Source organism: Neopararhizobium haloflavum, from assembly GCF_002750855.1.
Classification (GTDB): Bacteria; Pseudomonadota; Alphaproteobacteria; order Rhizobiales; family Rhizobiaceae; genus Georhizobium; species Georhizobium haloflavum.
In genome coordinates, this window is sequence record NZ_NWUC01000007.1 from 267,278 (window position 1) to 284,236 (window position 16,959).

General features: G+C 61.8%; 18 protein-coding genes. 9 read left to right on the forward strand and 9 right to left on the reverse strand.

The window, feature by feature from the left end:
* Positions 1–42 precede the first annotated feature (42 nt).
* Genes CN673_RS16215 through CN673_RS16235 form a run of 5 tightly spaced genes read left to right on the forward strand, consistent with a single transcriptional unit; the run spans position 43 to position 4,338 of the window.
* Positions 43–585, forward strand: a complete 543-nt coding sequence (locus tag CN673_RS16215; RefSeq protein WP_245409955.1) for a TRAP transporter small permease — start codon at positions 43–45, stop codon at positions 583–585.
* Positions 582–1,865 carry a TRAP transporter large permease gene (locus CN673_RS16220; protein WP_099867412.1) on the forward strand — a complete coding sequence of 428 codons (1,284 nt, stop codon included), beginning with the start codon at positions 582–584 and terminating at the stop codon, positions 1,863–1,865. Before CN673_RS16215 ends, CN673_RS16220 begins: the two co-directional genes overlap by 4 nt.
* Before the next feature lie 12 nt (positions 1,866–1,877).
* Positions 1,878–2,675 (forward strand): enoyl-CoA hydratase/isomerase family protein, encoded by a 798-nt coding sequence (locus CN673_RS16225; protein ID WP_099867413.1) that lies wholly within the window; start codon positions 1,878–1,880, stop codon positions 2,673–2,675.
* A 2-nt stretch (positions 2,676–2,677) separates the two neighbouring features.
* Positions 2,678–3,895 (forward strand): CaiB/BaiF CoA transferase family protein, encoded by a 1,218-nt coding sequence (locus CN673_RS16230; RefSeq protein ID WP_099867491.1) that lies wholly within the window; start codon positions 2,678–2,680, stop codon positions 3,893–3,895.
* A gap of 14 nt (positions 3,896–3,909) precedes the next feature.
* The gene (locus CN673_RS16235; protein WP_099867414.1) at positions 3,910–4,338 is read left to right on the forward strand and encodes a GlcG/HbpS family heme-binding protein; all 429 of its coding nucleotides are present in this window, start codon (positions 3,910–3,912) and stop codon (positions 4,336–4,338) included.
* Positions 4,339–4,385: 47 nt separating this feature from the next.
* Here CN673_RS16235 and CN673_RS16240 read toward each other — a convergent pair whose 3' ends face one another.
* The 5 genes from CN673_RS16240 to CN673_RS16260 all read right to left on the reverse strand — a co-directional run bounded on the left by CN673_RS16240 (position 4,386) and on the right by CN673_RS16260 (position 10,281).
* Positions 4,386–5,915 (reverse strand): malonate--CoA ligase, encoded by a 1,530-nt coding sequence (locus CN673_RS16240; protein WP_099867415.1) that lies wholly within the window; start codon positions 5,913–5,915, stop codon positions 4,386–4,388.
* The gene (locus tag CN673_RS16245) at positions 5,912–7,321 is read right to left on the reverse strand and encodes a malonyl-CoA decarboxylase (protein ID WP_099867416.1); all 1,410 of its coding nucleotides are present in this window, start codon (positions 7,319–7,321) and stop codon (positions 5,912–5,914) included. Before CN673_RS16245 ends, CN673_RS16240 begins: the two co-directional genes overlap by 4 nt.
* Position 7,322: 1 nt before the next feature.
* The gene (locus tag CN673_RS16250) at positions 7,323–8,636 is read right to left on the reverse strand and encodes a TRAP transporter large permease (protein WP_099867417.1); all 1,314 of its coding nucleotides are present in this window, start codon (positions 8,634–8,636) and stop codon (positions 7,323–7,325) included.
* A complete protein-coding gene (locus tag CN673_RS16255; RefSeq protein WP_099867418.1) occupies positions 8,633–9,202 on the reverse strand; it encodes a TRAP transporter small permease subunit in 570 nt (189 codons plus the stop codon). Before CN673_RS16255 ends, CN673_RS16250 begins: the two co-directional genes overlap by 4 nt.
* Before the next feature lie 77 nt (positions 9,203–9,279).
* Positions 9,280–10,281 (reverse strand): TRAP transporter substrate-binding protein, encoded by a 1,002-nt coding sequence (locus CN673_RS16260; RefSeq protein WP_099867419.1) that lies wholly within the window; start codon positions 10,279–10,281, stop codon positions 9,280–9,282.
* A 127-nt stretch (positions 10,282–10,408) separates the two neighbouring features.
* Between CN673_RS16260 and CN673_RS16265 the strand changes: the two genes are divergently transcribed.
* Positions 10,409–11,092, forward strand: coding sequence for a GntR family transcriptional regulator (locus CN673_RS16265; RefSeq protein WP_099867420.1), 684 nt, complete (start codon positions 10,409–10,411; stop codon positions 11,090–11,092).
* 53 nt (positions 11,093–11,145) lie between these two features.
* Here CN673_RS16265 and CN673_RS16270 read toward each other — a convergent pair whose 3' ends face one another.
* From CN673_RS16270 to CN673_RS16280, 3 genes are read right to left on the reverse strand one after another with little or no spacing between them, the layout of a single operon-like run.
* Positions 11,146–12,717: a GMC family oxidoreductase gene (locus CN673_RS16270; RefSeq protein WP_099867421.1), complete on the reverse strand. Its 1,572-nt coding sequence runs from the start codon at positions 12,715–12,717 to the stop codon at positions 11,146–11,148.
* Between the two features lie 42 nt (positions 12,718–12,759).
* Positions 12,760–13,299, reverse strand: coding sequence for a twin-arginine translocation signal domain-containing protein (locus CN673_RS16275; protein ID WP_099867492.1), 540 nt, complete (start codon positions 13,297–13,299; stop codon positions 12,760–12,762).
* A 48-nt stretch (positions 13,300–13,347) separates the two neighbouring features.
* A complete protein-coding gene (locus CN673_RS16280; RefSeq protein WP_099867422.1) occupies positions 13,348–13,743 on the reverse strand; it encodes a VOC family protein in 396 nt (131 codons plus the stop codon).
* Between the two features lie 271 nt (positions 13,744–14,014).
* Here CN673_RS16280 and CN673_RS16285 point away from each other — a divergent pair, with 271 nt between their 5' ends.
* The gene (locus tag CN673_RS16285; protein WP_099867493.1) at positions 14,015–14,317 is read left to right on the forward strand and encodes a ribbon-helix-helix domain-containing protein; all 303 of its coding nucleotides are present in this window, start codon (positions 14,015–14,017) and stop codon (positions 14,315–14,317) included.
* Here the strand turns inward: CN673_RS16285 and CN673_RS16290 are convergent.
* A complete protein-coding gene (locus tag CN673_RS16290; protein WP_245409956.1) occupies positions 14,257–15,258 on the reverse strand; it encodes a LysR family transcriptional regulator in 1,002 nt (333 codons plus the stop codon). The two genes, CN673_RS16285 and CN673_RS16290, sit on opposite strands and share 61 nt — an antisense overlap.
* Before the next feature lie 60 nt (positions 15,259–15,318).
* Here CN673_RS16290 and CN673_RS16295 point away from each other — a divergent pair, with 60 nt between their 5' ends.
* Together CN673_RS16295 and CN673_RS16300 are read left to right on the forward strand one after the other, a co-directional pair.
* Positions 15,319–16,482 carry a mandelate racemase/muconate lactonizing enzyme family protein gene (locus tag CN673_RS16295; protein ID WP_099867424.1) on the forward strand — a complete coding sequence of 388 codons (1,164 nt, stop codon included), beginning with the start codon at positions 15,319–15,321 and terminating at the stop codon, positions 16,480–16,482.
* Between the two features lie 137 nt (positions 16,483–16,619).
* Positions 16,620–16,919, forward strand: coding sequence for a hypothetical protein (locus tag CN673_RS16300; protein WP_157928925.1), 300 nt, complete (start codon positions 16,620–16,622; stop codon positions 16,917–16,919).
* Positions 16,920–16,959: the final 40 nt, after the last annotated feature.

A 16,959-nucleotide genomic window follows, 5' to 3' on the forward strand; every position in this document is an offset into this window, starting at 1 on the left:
CGGCGCAGGGCCAGCTCACACATTTCGACGACGGAGATTGACTTGACCGCCCTTGAGCGCGCGCGCTCGATCCTTGAGCGCATCCTGGAATTCTGGCTCGTGGCCCTGATCGTCACCTTGACGACCATCGTGGTCCTCGCCGCCGTATGGCGCAAGGCAGGCGCCTCCTTCGTCTGGTACGATGAGGTCGGCTCAATCATGCTGGCCTGGATCACCTATTACGGCGCGGCACTCGCCGCGCTCAAACGCGGCCATATCGGGTTCGACGGCATCTTGCTGGCCATGCCCTACAAATGGCGCATGATCTGCGCGGTCATCGCCGAGATCATCGTCTTCGCCTTTTTCATCATCCTGGCGTTCACCGGCCTTCAGGTCATGAGCATCCTGCAGGGCATGAACCTGATCAGCCTGCCATGGGTGCCGGTGCAGGTCACCCAGTCGGTCATTCCAATCGGCGCGGTGCTCTTCATCATCTGCGAAGCCATCAGTCTGCCTGAGTACTGGCACCGACTGCGTGCAAAGATTTCCGCGGACGAAGCCGAACTCGCCCAGCATCTCGAAGCGCACGAGGCCAGCAAGTCATGACACTCTTTCTGATGCTCGTCGGGCTGATTGCCCTGGTCTTCATCAACGTGCCGATCGCCGTGTCGCTGGCCGTCGTTGCCACCGTCGCGATCCTTCTGACCCAGGGCGCCTACATGCTGCCCAACGTCGCCCTCACCATGTATGAAGGCGCACAGAACTTTCCCTTGATCGCGATCCCTATGTTCATCCTCGCCGGCGCGATCATGAACTCATCCGGCATTTCGCGACGCCTCATCGCCTTCGCATCCGCCATCGTCGGATTCATCCGAGGCGGCCTGGCGATGGTCAACATCACGACCTCGATGTTCTTCGCCGAAATATCGGGTTCGGCCGTCGCCGACGTTGCGGCGATGGGACCGATCATCATTCCCGAGATGGAACGCAAGGGCTATCCCCGTGCTTTCGCAGCCGCGATCACCTCATCGTCGGCATCGCTCGCGATCATCATTCCGCCTTCCATCCCCATGATCCTTTACGGCGTCATGTCGGGCAGTTCGATCGTCCAGCTTTTCGTGGCCGGCATCGTGCCGGGCGTCCTGGGGGGCGTGTCGCTGATGGCCACCTGTTACTGGATGGCCGTACGAAACAACTGGCCGGTCGCTGAGATCTTCCAGCTTCGCCGCGTCTGGGAAACCTTCAAGGATGCCGCCTGGGCGTTCCTCATCCCCTTCATCATTCTGGGCTCGATCTTCGGTGGTTTCGTCACTGCCACAGAGGGCGCCGGCATCGCGGTTCTCGCTGCACTCTTCATCGGCGGCGTCATCTACCGCGAACTGGACTGGAGGTTCCTTTATCATGCCTGCATCGAGGGTGCGGTCCAGACCGCGGTCGTCATGCTGCTCGTCGCCGCGTCCGCGCTGCTTGGCATCTATCTGACGGAAGCACGGGTACCGCAGCAGATCGCACAGGCGATCCTCGACTTCACGCAGAACAAGTACGCAGTTCTGGCGATCCTCAACGTCTTCTTCCTGGTCATCGGCCTCTTCTTGCACTCGGCAGCGGCGATCATCCTGGTCGTTCCGATCGTCATGCCTCTGGTCCTCGCCGTAGGCATCGATCCGGTCCACTTCGGCCTGATCGTCACGCTGAACCTGGCCATCGGCCAGCAGACACCACCGGTGGCAAGCGTGCTGATCGCGGCCTGCTCGGTCGCCAAGGCCGGCATATGGGAAGTGACCAAGATCAATGTGTGGTTCGTCGCCGTCCTCATCGCCGTGCTGATGCTCGTGACCTACGTGCCGGCAGTACCGATGAGCCTCGTCCATTACTTCTACAACTGACGAAACGAGACGATGCCCCTACAAAGTCAGACCGCGACCGATGCCCCCGTTCTCTTCGAGACGGGCGGCTCGGTCGCACGCATCACCCTCAATCGCCCCGAAGCGCGCAATGCCCTCACCTTCGACATGTACGAACGGCTGGCGGACATCTGCAGGTCGATCGACCCCAACGGGCCGATACGGGCGGTGATCATCACCGGGGCCGGCGAGAAAGCATTTGCCGCCGGCACCGACATCGCCCAGTTTCGCGACTTCGACGGCGCAGATGACGCCATTGCCTATGAAGAGCGCATCGAGAAGGTTCTCGAAGCGGTCGAAACCTGCCCCGCGGCCACCATCGCAGCCATTTCCGGTGCCTGCACCGGCGGCGGTGCCGGCATCGCCGCAGCCTGCGACATCCGGATTGCAACCCGCTCGCTGAAGTTCGGCTTCCCGATCGCCCGCACGCTCGGAAACTGCCTCTCCATTTCGAACTACGCCCGTCTGGCCGCAATGATGGGCTCCGGGCGCGTCATGGATTTGATCTTCACCGCACGGCTTGTCGAGGCCGACGAGGCGAAGGCTATCGGCGTCATCTCGGAAATCCTCGACGATCACGCTGCACTCATGAGCCGGGCCGATGAACTGGCCGCCACGCTCTCCGGCCACGCGCCGCTGACGCTGCGCGCCACGCGCGAGGCCCTGCGGCGGGTGCGGGCAGGACGGCGCGATGACGAGGACCTCATCGCCCTATGTTATACCAGCGCCGATTTCCGGGAGGGTCTGGAGGCCTTTCTCGCGAAGCGACGGCCGAACTGGACGGGACGTTGATGATGGCAAAGGAAGGACGACAGGGCCCGCTCGCGGGTATGAAGGTCATCGAGCTGGCCCATATCATGGCAGGACCGGTCTGCGGTCTCATGCTGGCCGACATGGGCGCCGACGTCATCAAGGTCGAAAAACCCGACGGCGACGACACACGACGCTTTCTGCCACCAGACATCAACGGCGAATCCGCCGCCTATCTCATGATGAACCGCAACAAGCGAGGCATCGCACTCGATCTGAAATCGAAGGCCGGCCTGGACGTTCTAAAGCGGCTCCTCGCCGATGCCGACGTCGTCATCGAGAACTACCGGCTGGGAACCATGGAAAAGCTCGGCCTCGGCTATGAAACGTTGAAGGCGATCAATCCTGGGCTCATCTATTGTGAAATATCCGGATTCGGCCGCACCGGACCCTATGCGACCCGCGGCGGCTTCGATCTCATCGCCCAGGGTATGAGCGGTCTCATGTCGATCACCGGCGAGGGGCCGGGGCGCCCGCCAGTGAAATCCGGAGCTCCCGTCTCGGATATCACGGCGGGCATTCTCGGCGCTCTCGGAGTCGCTGCCGCCTATGCGCGCAAACTTCAAACCGGGGAAGGCCAGAAGGTCGATACATCGCTCTTTGAAGCCGGGATCGTCCACACCTACTGGCAATCGGCCATCGCGTTCGCCACGGGCACGCCGCCCGGCCCGATGGGTTCGGCACATCCATTGAACGCGCCCTATCAGGCCTTTCGCACAGCCGATGGCTGGCTCAATGTCGGCGCAGCCAACCAGAAGAACTGGGAACGCCTTGTCGGCGTGCTCGATGCCAAGGAACTGGCCGAAGACCCGCGTTTCGCGTCCAACCACGAGCGAATGAAGCATCTCGCCGTGCTCGAGCAGGCGTTGAACGAGAAATTCGTGGCCGAGACCACAGCCGAGTGGATGACCCGCCTGGAAGCGGCCGGCGTGCCATGCGGCCCGGTGCTCAGCGTCAGCGAGATGCACCAGGACGAACAGGCGCTGGCACGCGAGATGGTCGTCGAGACCGTTCACCCGACGGCCGGCCCGGTCAAGGCTCTCGGCCTGCCGATCAAGTTCTCCGATACGCCCGGCGCCATTGCCGGGCCCGCCCCTCGCCTCGGGCAGCACAACCGCGAAGTCCTTCGCGAATTCGGCTACGACGACGAAGCCATCGATCGATTGGCCGCCGACGGCGCGCTGATCGCACATACCGCTTGAGGAAGGATTCCTGCATGAGCCTGACGCTCGATCACGCCCGCACGATCATCAAGGCTGCCTTGCAGAAGGCCGATGACCTCGCACTGAAGCCGCTCACGGTCGCCGTGCTCGACGCGGGCGGGGCGATCGTGGCGCTGGAACGCCGTGACGGTGCAAGCCGCATGCGACCCGAAATCGCGCGCGGCAAGGCAAATGGCGCCATTGCGCTCGGTCTGGGCTCCCGCTCGATCTACAAGCGGGCGCAGGAGCAGCCCTATTTCGTGCAAGCCATGAATGCACTGGCCGACGGAGTTTTGGTTCCGGTGCCAGGCGGTGTTCTCGTGAAGGATGGTGAAGGGCAGATCATCGGCGCCGTCGGCATCACCGGCGACAGTTCCGACAATGACGAGATCTGCGCCGTCGCAGGCATCGAAGCGGCCGGCTTCACCGCCGACGCAGGCTGAAGCCGAGGGGTTGGTCCGGCCTTCCGGCCCGACCAATCCAAGAAAGCTCAGCCGGCTTTTGCGCTGGTCTTCGTGTATATGTCCGCATACTCGTCACGCAGGACGTTCTTCTGAACCTTGCCCATCGTGTTGCGCGGCAGCTCTTCGACAAAGATCACGCGCTTGGGCTGCTTGAACTTCGCAAGCTTGTCCGAAAGCGCTGCAAGGATTGCCTTTTCCTCGATCGTCGCCGCTTGCTCGCGAACGACGACGGCCGTCACCCCTTCGCCGAAATCGGGATGGCTGACGCCGATAACCGCGCTTTCCAGAACCCCGTCGAGTTGATCGATCTCGGCTTCCACCTCCTTCGGGTAGATGTTGTAGCCGCCCGAGATCACGAGATCCTTGCCGCGCCCCACGATGTGGACGTAGCCACGTTCGTCGATCCGACCGAGATCCCCGGTGATGAAAAACCCGTCGTCACGGAACTCGGCCTTGGTCTTTTCCGGCATCTGCCAATAGCCGGCAAAGACGTTCGGTCCCTTGACCTCGATCATGCCCGTCTCACCTTGCGGCACCGGTTCGCCGTTGTCGGGATGGGTCACACGCAGTTCCACGCCCGGCAAAGGAAATCCGACCGTGCCGGCAATCCTGTCGCCGTCATAGGGATTGGACGTGTTCATGTTCGTTTCCGTCATGCCATACCGTTCAAGGATAGGATGGCCGGTCCGTTCGCTGAACTGATTGTGCGTCTCGGCAAGAAGCGGCGCGGAACCAGATGTGAAGAGACGCATGCCACTTGTGACTTCCCGGTTCAGCCCAGGGTGCTGCAAGAGCCGCGTGTAGAACGTCGGGACACCCATCATCGATGTCACGCGCGGCATCAACGCCAAAACCTGGTCGGCATCGAACTTCGGAAGGAAGATCATGGATCCGCCTGCCAAAATCACGGTGTTCGATGCGACGAACAGTCCGTGCGTATGAAAGATCGGCAAGGCATGCAGAAGCACGTCATCGGCGGTGAAGCGCCAGTAGTCGACCAGCGTCAACGCATTCGACAGGAGATTGTCATGCGTGAGCATCGCACCCTTCGAACGGCCGGTGGTACCGGACGTATAGAGGATGGCGGCGAGGTCTTCGGGTCCTCTTTCGACATCCGCGAAATCTCCTGCCCCGCCGCTGGCCGCATCGGTCAACGAACCGGCGCCGTCGGCATCCATCGTCTCGACGCGCGCGCCATGCTTTTCCGCGATCGGCCGAATCCCATCGGCCTTGCCCGGATCGACAACGACAATCGCCGGTTTTGCGTCGCCGATGAAATAGTCGAGCTCGGCGAGCGTATAGCCGGTGTTGAGGGGCAAGTAGACGCCGCCGGCCCTGACCGTCGCCAGATAGAGCATCAGGCATTCGACACTCTTCTCGACCTGAACGGCGATCCTGTCCCCTGGCTGCACGCCCCTTTGCACCAGGAGCGCGGCGAGACGGCCGGAATGGTCCAGCATCTCGCCATAAGTCCACTTGCGCCCATCCGCCGCTTCGACAAAGGGGGCATCGTTCCGCACAGCGCTGCGGATCGCGTCGAACAGGTGGTTGGTCATCGGGTGAACTCCTCGGTCGTCTTTTCCGGCGTGGCAGTGTCGGTTGGGGGCGTCGGGTCGGTCTTGGCACGCGTCGGGCGCGCCGAACGCAGCATTCGGCGCACAGGCGCGGCGGCCACCACTTCGCCACGGCCTGCAAACGCCTCGTGGTTGGCTTCGATATCGTCCAGCTTGTAGAGGTAGTTGACCATCAGCCCATGCGCCTGGCGCATCGCCCGCTCGGACCGGTCGCCAAGAAAATTGATCCGCTCCAGCCTCGCCCCATTGCCCAGATGGAACCTTGCAACTGGATCGGCAGGCTTTCCCTTGCGGTCCCGCGCCCGTAGAAAATACCAGGACGCCGCCTCCAGGAGAGCCGTGCGCAAGGAATCCCGCGTCTGTGGGTCTTCGCTCCATCCCGGCCGATCCAGCGGCGCCAGTTTGGTGCGCTCGTCGGCGCTGAGCGCATCAGCATTCTCGTCTGCGCGCTGGCGCTCGAGCCATGCCGCGAACCCCGGTACCGGCGACAAGGTCACGAACGTATCGAGGCGCGGCAGTTCGCGGCGCAGATCCTCGACAACCTGCTTGATCAGGAAGTTGCCGAACGAAATGCCGCGCAGCCCCTTCTGGCAATTCGAGATCGAATAGAAGACGGCTGTGCGGGCATCGGCAGGAGCGATATGGTCGCGTTGCTCGTCGAGCACCTCGGCGATCGTGGCAGGCATCTCGCGGGTCAGCGCCACTTCGACGAAGATCAGTGGATCGTCCGCAAGCTGTGGATGGAAAAAGGCGAAGCAGCGGCGGTCTTCCGGCTGCAGGCGGCGGCGTAATTCATCCCAGCTGCCGATCTCATGCACGGCCTCGTAACGGATGATCTTTTCCAGGATGTCGGCCGGGGTCGACCAGTTGATCGGTCGAAGAACCAGAAATCCGCGGTTGAACCAGGATCCGAACAGATGGGCGAAATCGGAATCGACAGCCGCCAGGTCCGGTCGCTCAGCCAATTGCGAAAGAAGCGTTTCGCGCATCGACACAAGCGTCGCAATGCCATTCGGCGCAAGGTTCAGTCGCCGGATCAGTTCCTGACGGCGCGGCTCCGCCGCCAGATGCAGATCGAGAAGTGCCTTTGGCGTCGGATCGCTGCGATAGGCTTCGATCGCGCGGTCGAGATTGTCCGCATCCGGTCCGAAGGACTCCAGCAGCATCACCATGAAAGCGAGCCGCTTTTCCGCATCCATCGCGGCCCATCGGTCCATGATCTCCTTGGCGATCGCCATTCCGGACGCCTCTCCGCTCATGGAGATCAATGCTTCGCAAAGCGTATCGATGGTGCGCCGACCTGTCGCCCGTGGATTGAGAGGCAGCAGTTGCCTCCCCCGGTCGGTGATCGTCTGCAGCATGTCTGCAAGAAACGATGCGCCGTTCATGTCAGGCTGCTCCCATCATCTGATTGGGAAGCCACGTGGCGATGCCGGGGAAGACGCAAAGGATCAGGATGGCCAACATCATGACCAGCACATAGGGCAGCGCACCCCACAGCACCTCCTTCGTGCGGATGTCTGGCGCGATTGCATTGATGACGAAGAGGTTGAGACCGATCGGTGGCGTGATCAGCCCGATCTCCATGTTGATCGTCAGGACGATCGCGAACCAGTAGGGGTCGAACCCGGCCTGTGTGACGATCGGGAAGAGCAGCGGCGCCGTCATGACGATGACCGCGACCGGCGGCAGGAACATGCCCGATATCAGCAGGAACACATTGATGATCCCCATGAGAACCCATCGGTTCACCTCGAGATCGGCAATGACGGCGGCCAGCGTCTGCGTGATGAACAGCGACGACAGTGCGAAGGCAAAAAGCTCCGCGGCCGCCATGATCATCATGATCATGACGCTCTCGCGCATGGCGGAGCCGAAGATGGTGTTGATCGCGCCCATGCGGAACAGCCGGTAGGCGAGAATGACGACGAGAAGCGTCAGCATTGCGCCGGCGCCGGCCGCCTCGGAAGGCGTCGCAATCCCGCCGTAAAGCGTGATCATGACCCCGACGATGATCAGCAGGAACGGCAGCACGCGCGGCAGCGTCTCCAGCTTCTGCTTCAGCGTGTAGCGCAGCGCACGCGCCTGGAATTCATAGCCCTTGCGCTTGCAGTCGATCAGCGCCCACGTCATGAACATCGCCGTCAGCATGATGCCGGGAAAGACGCCGGCCATGAAAAGACGGCCGATCGACGTCTCCGTCGCGATGCCGTAGACGATCAGCGTGACAGAAGGCGGGATCAGAATGCCGAGTGTGCCTCCAGCCGCGATGGAGCCCGCAGCGACAGAATTCGGATAGCCGCGCCGCGTCATTTCCGGGATGCCCATCTTGCCGATGGCCGCACAGGTCGCAGGGGACGAGCCCGTCATGCCGGAAAAGATCGCACAGGCCCCGATATTCGACAGAACGAGCCCGCCCGGCAGGCGATTGAGCCACCGGTCGAGCGAGGTATAAAGGTCCGAGCCTGCGGGGGAGGATGCAACGGCGGCACCCATGACGACGAACATGGGTATCGAGACATAGGCAAGATTGGCGATGCCGGAATACATCGTTTCCGACAGGACGAACATCATGCCCATGCCGCCCTGCAGCAGCAACGCCGTCACGGCGGCAAGGCCAAGCGCGAATGCGATCGGCATGCCCGTTGCGAGCAGGGCGAAAAGACCGCCGACGATCAGCAGACCAGACGTGGTGGGGCTCATGGCTGTGTATCCTTGGCAGCCGACAGGGCTCCGGCTTCTCCGGAAGCCTTGAGCTCGGCGATCACACCGGTCTCCTTGGCGACCGGACTGGTGAGGGTGTGCAGAATCTCCGCTACATACTGAAGGCACAGCATGCCGAAGCCGATTGGCAGCGCGGACAGTGGAATCCACAGCGGCGGCGCCCAGATCGTCGATTGGCGCCAGTCATTGACATAGGCTTCGTGGAACTGGATCCAGCTCGCCCACACCATGATGAGGCAGAAAGCCAGGCCGAGGCACTGACCGATGAGCTTGAGGATGGACCGTGTCTTCGGCGCGACCATCATCTCGACCACATCGACGCCGACATGCCCACCCTTCAACAACACATAGGGTGCGCCGACGAAGATGGCCGCCGTGGCGGAAAAGACGACGAAATCGGTTTGCCAGATTGTCGCCCAGCCGAGAATGTAACGAACGACGATCATCTGGCAGACGACCACCATCGCCGCGATGATGAGCAGCGTCGCCACGACGCCGAGCGCGCGTGACACGTTGCTTACCGCCCTGATGTAGAGCTGTACCATGGGTCTTGTTCCGCTTGTCCGCCTGAAATTTCAGACAGGGCGCCGCAAATCTATGCGCGGCGCCCCGTATGATTGGATCACTCGACGGCCAGCGCCTTGTCGATCAGTTCCTGACCGTTCTCGACGTTCTCGGCGAAAGTCTTGTAAGCCGACTCCTGCGCCACTTCGAGCCAGGCGTCATAATCTTCCTTCGACATCTCGACCACTTCGACACCAGCTTCAGTGAACGTGTCCACCATTGCCTGATCGCCCTTGCGCACTTCTTCGTTGAAATACGCTTCGGCCTTTTCGGCAGCAGCCATGATGGCGTCCTGTTGTTCCTGCGTCAGGCCCTCGAACACGGTCTTCGACATGAGCACCGGCTCATACATGAACCACAGCGAATTCTCCCCCGGCGCGGTCAGGCACTTCACCTGCTCGAACAAGCGGTAGGACACGAAGCTCGCGGACGAGGTATTCGTGGCGTCGAGAACGCCGGTCTGCATGCCGGTATAGATTTCCGAAGACGGCATCGACGTGATCGACGCGCCGGCCGCTGCCAGCATTTCCTCGAATGCCGGTCCGGCAGCACGGATGACCTGTCCGTCCACTGTTTCCGGGGTCGTTATGCAGTTTTGCTTCGAGGCGAACGCACCGGATAGCCATGCATCGGCGATCACGATCGCGCCGGCTTCTTCCACGATCGCCTTGATGTCGGTCATGAACTCTGAGTCATTCAGCCGCTCTGCCCGGTCGAAGCTGCCGACCAGCCCCGGCATCAGGGTAGCGGAAAATTCGGGATGACGACCGGAAGCGTAGTCGAGCGGGAACGATGTCATGTCCAGGATGCCGCGCGTAACGGCATTCCACTGGTCGTTGGGCTTGTAGAGCGAGGCGCCCGGAAAGACCTGGATCTCCAGATCGACGTCGGCCGCGGCGACCTCTCGGGCGATCAACTGCACCATCTCGTCGCGAATGTCGCCTTTGCCGCCCGGAAACTGGTGCGAAGCGCGCAGCGTCGTCTGAGCGTGGGCGACACCTGTCACGGCGCCGATCACGGCGACGCAGGCAAGGGCCTTGAGCGAATTCTTCAAAATCATATCGAGATACCTCCCTTGGTTATTCGGCCTCCCTGCCGAACTGGCGCTATCAATCGCCATCTTGCACACGATGTCAACATTCTTGTATGCAAGAAGTCGGCTCTTGCATTTTGAAGGACGCACCTCAATGCCGGTCAACACCGTTCAGACACTGCGCGACGAGATCGAGAACGGTATCGTGACGGGAGATTTCAAACCGGGATCGCGCCTCGACGAAACCCAGCTCGCCAATCGATACGGCGTGTCGCGCACGCCCGTTCGGGAAGCCTTGATGCAGCTCAGCGCCAGCGGGTTTGTCGAGATCAGACCGCGGCGCGGCGCCATCGTGGTGGAGATCGGACCACAGCGTCTCTACGAAATGTTCGAGGTGATGGCCGAACTGGAAGGGCTGGCTGGCGCACTGGCCGCACGACGTTGCTCGGAAGCCGATCGCGAGGCGATCCGCATTGCCCATACGCAATGCGCAAAGTCCGCCGCCAACGGCGAGACGGACGCCTACTACTACGACAACGAGGTGTTTCACCGCGCCATCTACAAGGCGAGCCACAGCCAGTTCCTGGCAGAACAGTGTCTGGCCCTTCATCGCAGGCTGCGCCCGTTCCGCCGCCTTCAGTTGCGCGTGCGCAATCGCTTGCCGTCCTCCTACGCCGAGCATGACGGTATCGTTCAGGCGATATTCGACGGCGATGCCGATCGCACATCGAGCCTGCTGCGCAGCCATATCGTGGTGCAAGGCGACCGCTTCAGCGATCTCATTGCCACCCTCAAGCTTCACACGGAAACACCGCCCCAGGAAAAGCGCATCTCCTGAGACGGTGTTTCATGCCGATATTGTCTGCCCGCAATGCGCGGGCGGAATGAACCTCAGATCGTTCCAGACCCCATCTGTTCGGCGATATAGTCGGCCTGCCGGATTGCCAGCGCCACGATCGTCAAGGTCGGGTTTTCCGCCGCACCGGTGGTGAACTGGCTGCCGTCCGACACGAACAGATTGTCGATCTCGTGCGCCTGTCCCCATTTGTTGACGACACCATCCTCCGGCCGTTCGCTCATCCGGTTGGTGCCCAGATTGTGCGTGGAGGGATAAGGCGGCGTCGGGAAGGTGCGCGTGGCTCCGACGGCCTTGTAGAGCTCCTGGCCCTGTTGATAGGCATGATTGCGCATCGCAACGTCATTGGGGTGATCGGTGAAGCGCACGTCGGGGATTGGCAGTCCGTGCGCATCCTTCAGTTCCGCATGCAGCGTGATGGCATTGCTTTCCTGCGGCATATCTTCGCCGACGATCCACATCCCCGCCATGTGGTTGTAGTGATCGAGCGCCGTCGTGAAGGTCCGACCCCAGGCTCCCGGATCAAGAAACGCTGCCATGAATGGAAGGCCGAGAGAGAGCGTTTCCAGTTCGTAGCCGCCGACGAAGCCACGCGAGGGATCATGCCGGGCTTCGTCCTGGATGATGCCGGCCATCGTCGTTCCCCGGTGCATGTTCACCGGCTCTTCGAAGATCGCATAAACCGAACCGGTAAGGTGGCGCATGTAGTTCCTTCCGACCTGCCCGGATCCATTGGCAAGGCCGTCGGGAAACTTGGAGGACGCGGAATTGAGCAGAAGGCGCGGACTTTCGATAGAATTGCCCGCGACGCAGACGATCCGCGCCGCTTGTCGCTGCTGGTTTCCGTCCTTGTCGACATAGACCACTCCGGTGACCTTGCCGGAATCGTCGTGCTCGATCGTCAGCACCTGACTGTTTGGCCGCACTTCCAGCTTGCCCGTCTCTTCCCCCTTCGGGATTTCCGTATAGAGCGTCGACCATTTGGCGCCCCATTTGCATCCCTGGAAGCAAAATCCGGTCTGCTGGCACGACATGCGACCGTCATAGTCGGCCGAATTGATCGCCATGTTGCCGGTGTGGCACGTCTTGTAGCCGAGCGCCTTCGCGCCAGCTTCCAGGACCTTGAAATTGTTGTTGCCCGGCAGGCGCTCGCGGCCATTGGTGCCGGTCACGCCCATCTTGTCCTCAGCCTTCGTGTAATAGGGCTCGAGATCATCATAGCCGATCGGCCAATCCAGCAGGTTCGCCCCTTCGACGGCCCCGTAGTTGGTCAGTGCATTGAACTCGTGCTCCTGGATACGCAGCGACGCGCCGGCCCAATGGGTCGTTGTCCCACCGACCGCCTTGACGATCCACGCCGGCAGGTTGGGGAAATCGCGCGAGACCCGCCAGTCGCCCGACGTGGTGCGGTTGTCCAGCCAGGACAGCTGGGAAAAGGAGGCCCACTCGTCATTGACGAAGCTGTCGTATTCATGCCGCGCACCTGCCTCCAGGATGACGGTATCGATGCCCTTCTGGGCCAGTTCGTTGGCGAGCGTCCCGCCGCCGGCCCCAGACCCGATGATGACGACGACACTGTCGTCGGTGAGATCATATGGCGCTGCCATGGTCTTTCCTCCCAAGCAAAGCAGTTGTGACGACGATCGCGGTCAGATCCACTCGATGTCGTCGAAGCCGCGATTGATGTAGCCGCCCTGCGAGTAGGACTCGCCCTCATACCCAAAGATCGGCCAGACCTCGGGCTGGTTGTAGATGCCGACCACGAGGCCGCCGCGGATCGCCTGGAAGAAGGGCGTGTCCTCGATCTCCTTGAGGATGGCGACGCGATCGTCCTCCCAGCCCAGCGCGCGGTAGCCTCCTTCGCCGGCGCGGCCGTCGAGGTCAGCAATGCCGTCTTCGATCAAGGACTTGTGGGTCTCGTCGGCTCCCGCCTTCGTTTCATGCTCCTTGACGGCAACGGCGTAGTATTTGTCGGCGAGTTGATCGTGCGGGTAGATGTCGCGCGCCATCTGGATGAGCGTTGCCATCGTCTCAGGCTTGAGAGCGGTCGTCTCCATGCCCCAAACGCGATCGACGCTCACAATCGTGCTGCCGCTGACGGCGAGCAGCGCCACCGCACCGACAGCGCCGCCTCGCTTGAGCAGGTCACGCCGTGAGATGCCCTCCGGCGCCTTGTAAACGGTTGTCATTTCGGTCTCCTCCACAGTAGTCGGCACGCCTCCCGGTGCCGGATGGCTTTATTTGAATCGCCCGTGTCGCTGCAGAACCTCGATCTGGTAGCCGTCGGGATCGGCGACGAAGAAGAAGCGCGCCAGGAGCGCGCCGTCGCGATTGAATTCCACGATCTTGCGGGGCGAGAGGCCTGCGGCGGTGAAGCGGGCATGTTCCCGGTCGAGATCATCGACCGAAAAAGCGATGTGGCCATAACCATCGCCCAGATCGTAGGGCTCGGTGCGCCCCTTGTTGACGGTCAACTCGACCTCGAACGCGCACTCGGCATTGGACATATAAACGAGCGTAAAATCCTCGAAATCCAACCTGTCGGCGACATCGAGGCCGAACGCCTTCTCGTAGAAACGGACCGACCGTTGCTCGTCGAGAACACGGACCATCATATGGATTGCCTTGGCCAAACAGCTCCTCCTCATGCATTTCACGGGATCGCCGACGGCCATTGTCGCGCCCCATCCATCGATGCACTATGAGCCGCAACGATCAGCCCGTGGTGGCAGCCGGTTACCACTCCGCCGGCGCGGCCCGGTCGGCGATGCTCGCGCGATTGTGCGCGTGAGGACGAAAGTCCGACTTGATCAACATCATGACTCGCGGGAAAATTCGCTTACCATCTCCTCGGCGCGCCATGGTCTGCGCCTGACGAGCAAGAACAACAGCGGGAGGCCAACCGTGTGCAAGGTATTTGCCGGCCAGGACCCGGACGGCTACAGACAGATCAACCGATCCATGCGGATCGGAGGGCACTCCACGAGCATTCAGCTGGAGGGTGCATTCTGGCGCCTTCTGGACGAGATCGCAGCCTCACAGGGCCTGACCACGCCGAAATTCATCTCGACGCTCTATGACGAGGCGATCGAAATCAACGGGTCGATCCCGAACTTCGCTTCGATGCTGCGCACGACGTGCGCGCTCTACCTCAAGGGCGCGCGCGGTGACGACGAGGTGGACCCAGTATCCGATGCGGCGGCCTGACGCTGGGGCACGCCCTGTCCCGATACAAGGTCCGCCCAGAGCCGTTCGGCAGCAGCGCTTCGACGCGTCGATGGACGAAACAGTTTGATCTGCAGTGGCACGTCGGCGGCGGCATCGCCGGCGCGCACGAGCCTTGCATTATCCAGATCGTCGGCTGCCAGCGTCACTGGCAACCAGGCAATGCCGTGTCCTTCGCGCGCCATGGTCATCAGTGTCGCAGCGAGATGCGAGGTGAGAAGCGGCTCTGAGGCCATGTCGCCGCCTTGCGCGGCCGCGTGCACCGCCAGAATGCGGCCAAGGCCGGAAGATTGGCTGTAACTCAGCGTCTTTCCCCGTCGATCCGCAAGAGTGAAGAGCGCACGCCCTTGGGCATCCGGCGCACAGACAGCAATCAACCGGTCCGTGCCGATGACAAGGCTCTCGAACCGCTCGTCACTGAACAAACCCTCCTGCTTTTCATGATCGTAGCAGAGCAGAAAATCCACCTCTCCGGCCAGCATGATCCGCTCGCACCCCTCCATGCTGTCGGAGACAAGGCTGAGCGCACCGAACGCATCGAGACGCAAATGCCTCCTGATCCAACCGGGGAAGAAGGTGAAGGACAGGGCATGCGTCGCCGCGATGGCGATTTCACCACCGTTCTGCGCGCCTATGGCCTGGATGTCACGCCGGGCGCGGCCGAGGGAACCCACGACCGCCTCCGCGACCGGAGCCAGCGCTTCGCCCGCAGCAGTCAACGTCGCCCCTTGCGAGCCCCGTTCGAAAAGCGAGGTTCCTGCCCAGTCTTCCAGGGCCCGGATGCGCCGGCTGAAGGCCGGTTGCGAGACATGGCGCGACTCCGCGGCCCTTGAAAAATGCCGTTCGCGAGCGAGCGTCAGAAAATCCTGGAGCCAGTCCATATCCATGGGCAATGCATCTCCCGCATGAGGCGATCCGATCATGGCATTGGCCTTTGGCCCGCATCGAGGTCTATCAGACCAGGCAGACCAGGGAGCTTTACCATGCGCATCATCGACATTCGCGAAGTCACCAAGCCGATCGCATCGCCGATCCGCAACGCCTATATCGATTTCTCGAAGATGACGGCAAGCCTCGTCGCCGTCATCACCGATGTCGAGCGGGACGGCCGCCGGGTCGTCGGCTACGGCTTCAATTCCAATGGCCGCTATGGGCAGGGCGGACTCATCCGCGAGCGTTTCCGCGATCGCATTCTTGAGGCCGACCCCAAGAGCCTGATCGACGAGCAGGGTGACAACCTCGATCCGCGCCGCATCTGGACAGCGATGATGCAGAACGAAAAGCCGGGCGGCCATGGCGAGCGTTCCGTCGCCGTCGGTACGCTCGACATGGCAATCTGGGACGCGACGGCGAAGATTGCCGGCAAGCCCCTCTTCCGGCTCCTGGCCGAGCGTCATGACCGAGAGGCCGATCCGCGGGTCTTCGTCTACGCAGCCGGTGGCTATTATTACCCTGGGAAGGACGACACGGCACTTCGCGCGGAGATGCGCGGCTATCTGGATCGCGGGTACACCGTGGTGAAGATGAAGATCGGCGGGGACACGGTTGATGCCGACCGCCGCCGGATCGAGGCCGTGCTCGCGGAAATCGGTTCCGAGGCGCAGCTCGCCGTCGATGCCAATGGCCGTTTCGATCTTGAGACAGCCATCGCTTACGCCAAGATGCTGCGCGACTATCCGCTCTTCTGGTACGAAGAGGCCGGCGATCCGCTGGATTATGCATTGCAGTCTGCGCTGGCGGAATTCTATCCGGGTCCGATGGCGACCGGCGAAAACCTCTTCTCGCACCAGGATGCACGCAACCTCCTGCGCTACGGCGGGATGCGATCAGACCGCGACTGGCTACAGTTCGACTGCGCCTTGTCCTACGGCCTGGTCGAATATCTTCGGACATTGGATGTACTGGAGCAGTGTGGCTGGTCGCCAAAACGCTGCATTCCGCACGGGGGCCATCAGATGTCGCTCAACATCGCGGCCGGCCTCGGTCTAGGCGGCAATGAAAGCTATCCGGACCTCTTCCAGCCCTATGGCGGTTTCCCGGATGCCGTTCAAGTGGAGTCGGGCCACATCGTCATGCCCGAATTGCCCGGCATCGGCTTTGAAGGCAAATCGGATCTCATCAAGGTCATGCGCGAGCTTTCCGACTGAACCCTCAGTGCGTTCGAGGAAACGACCGCGTGTGGAGCCGACAGAAATTCCATTTACGGGATATACCGCTATTTCCGTATCTCGTATTTTGAGATATGGGTGCCCGAAGGGACAAGGACGCTGCCAACAGGATCAAGATGAACGACTTCGATTCCCTCCGTCGCCATATCGCCAGCCAGGAGAATGCCAACGTGTCCGACGGGCTGGCCGTGCGACGACGCGCGCTCGATCTGGTCGAATATGGCGACACGTCCGCCCATGCCCGAGCGTTTCTCACCGCCTACGAAAGCCTCGAACGCGCCCTGGTCACCAACGCCGACCGGGTTCAGGTCGAGGCACTCCGGGCCGCCGCCCTGGAACGTTTCGACGCGATGACGGCGGCCGTGACGGCGGTCCTGGATGAAGCTCATCCAAGCGCCAGCTTGCAGATGCATTAAATCAGCCACGCGGACGCTACCTGCGACGCAGCCGACCGAT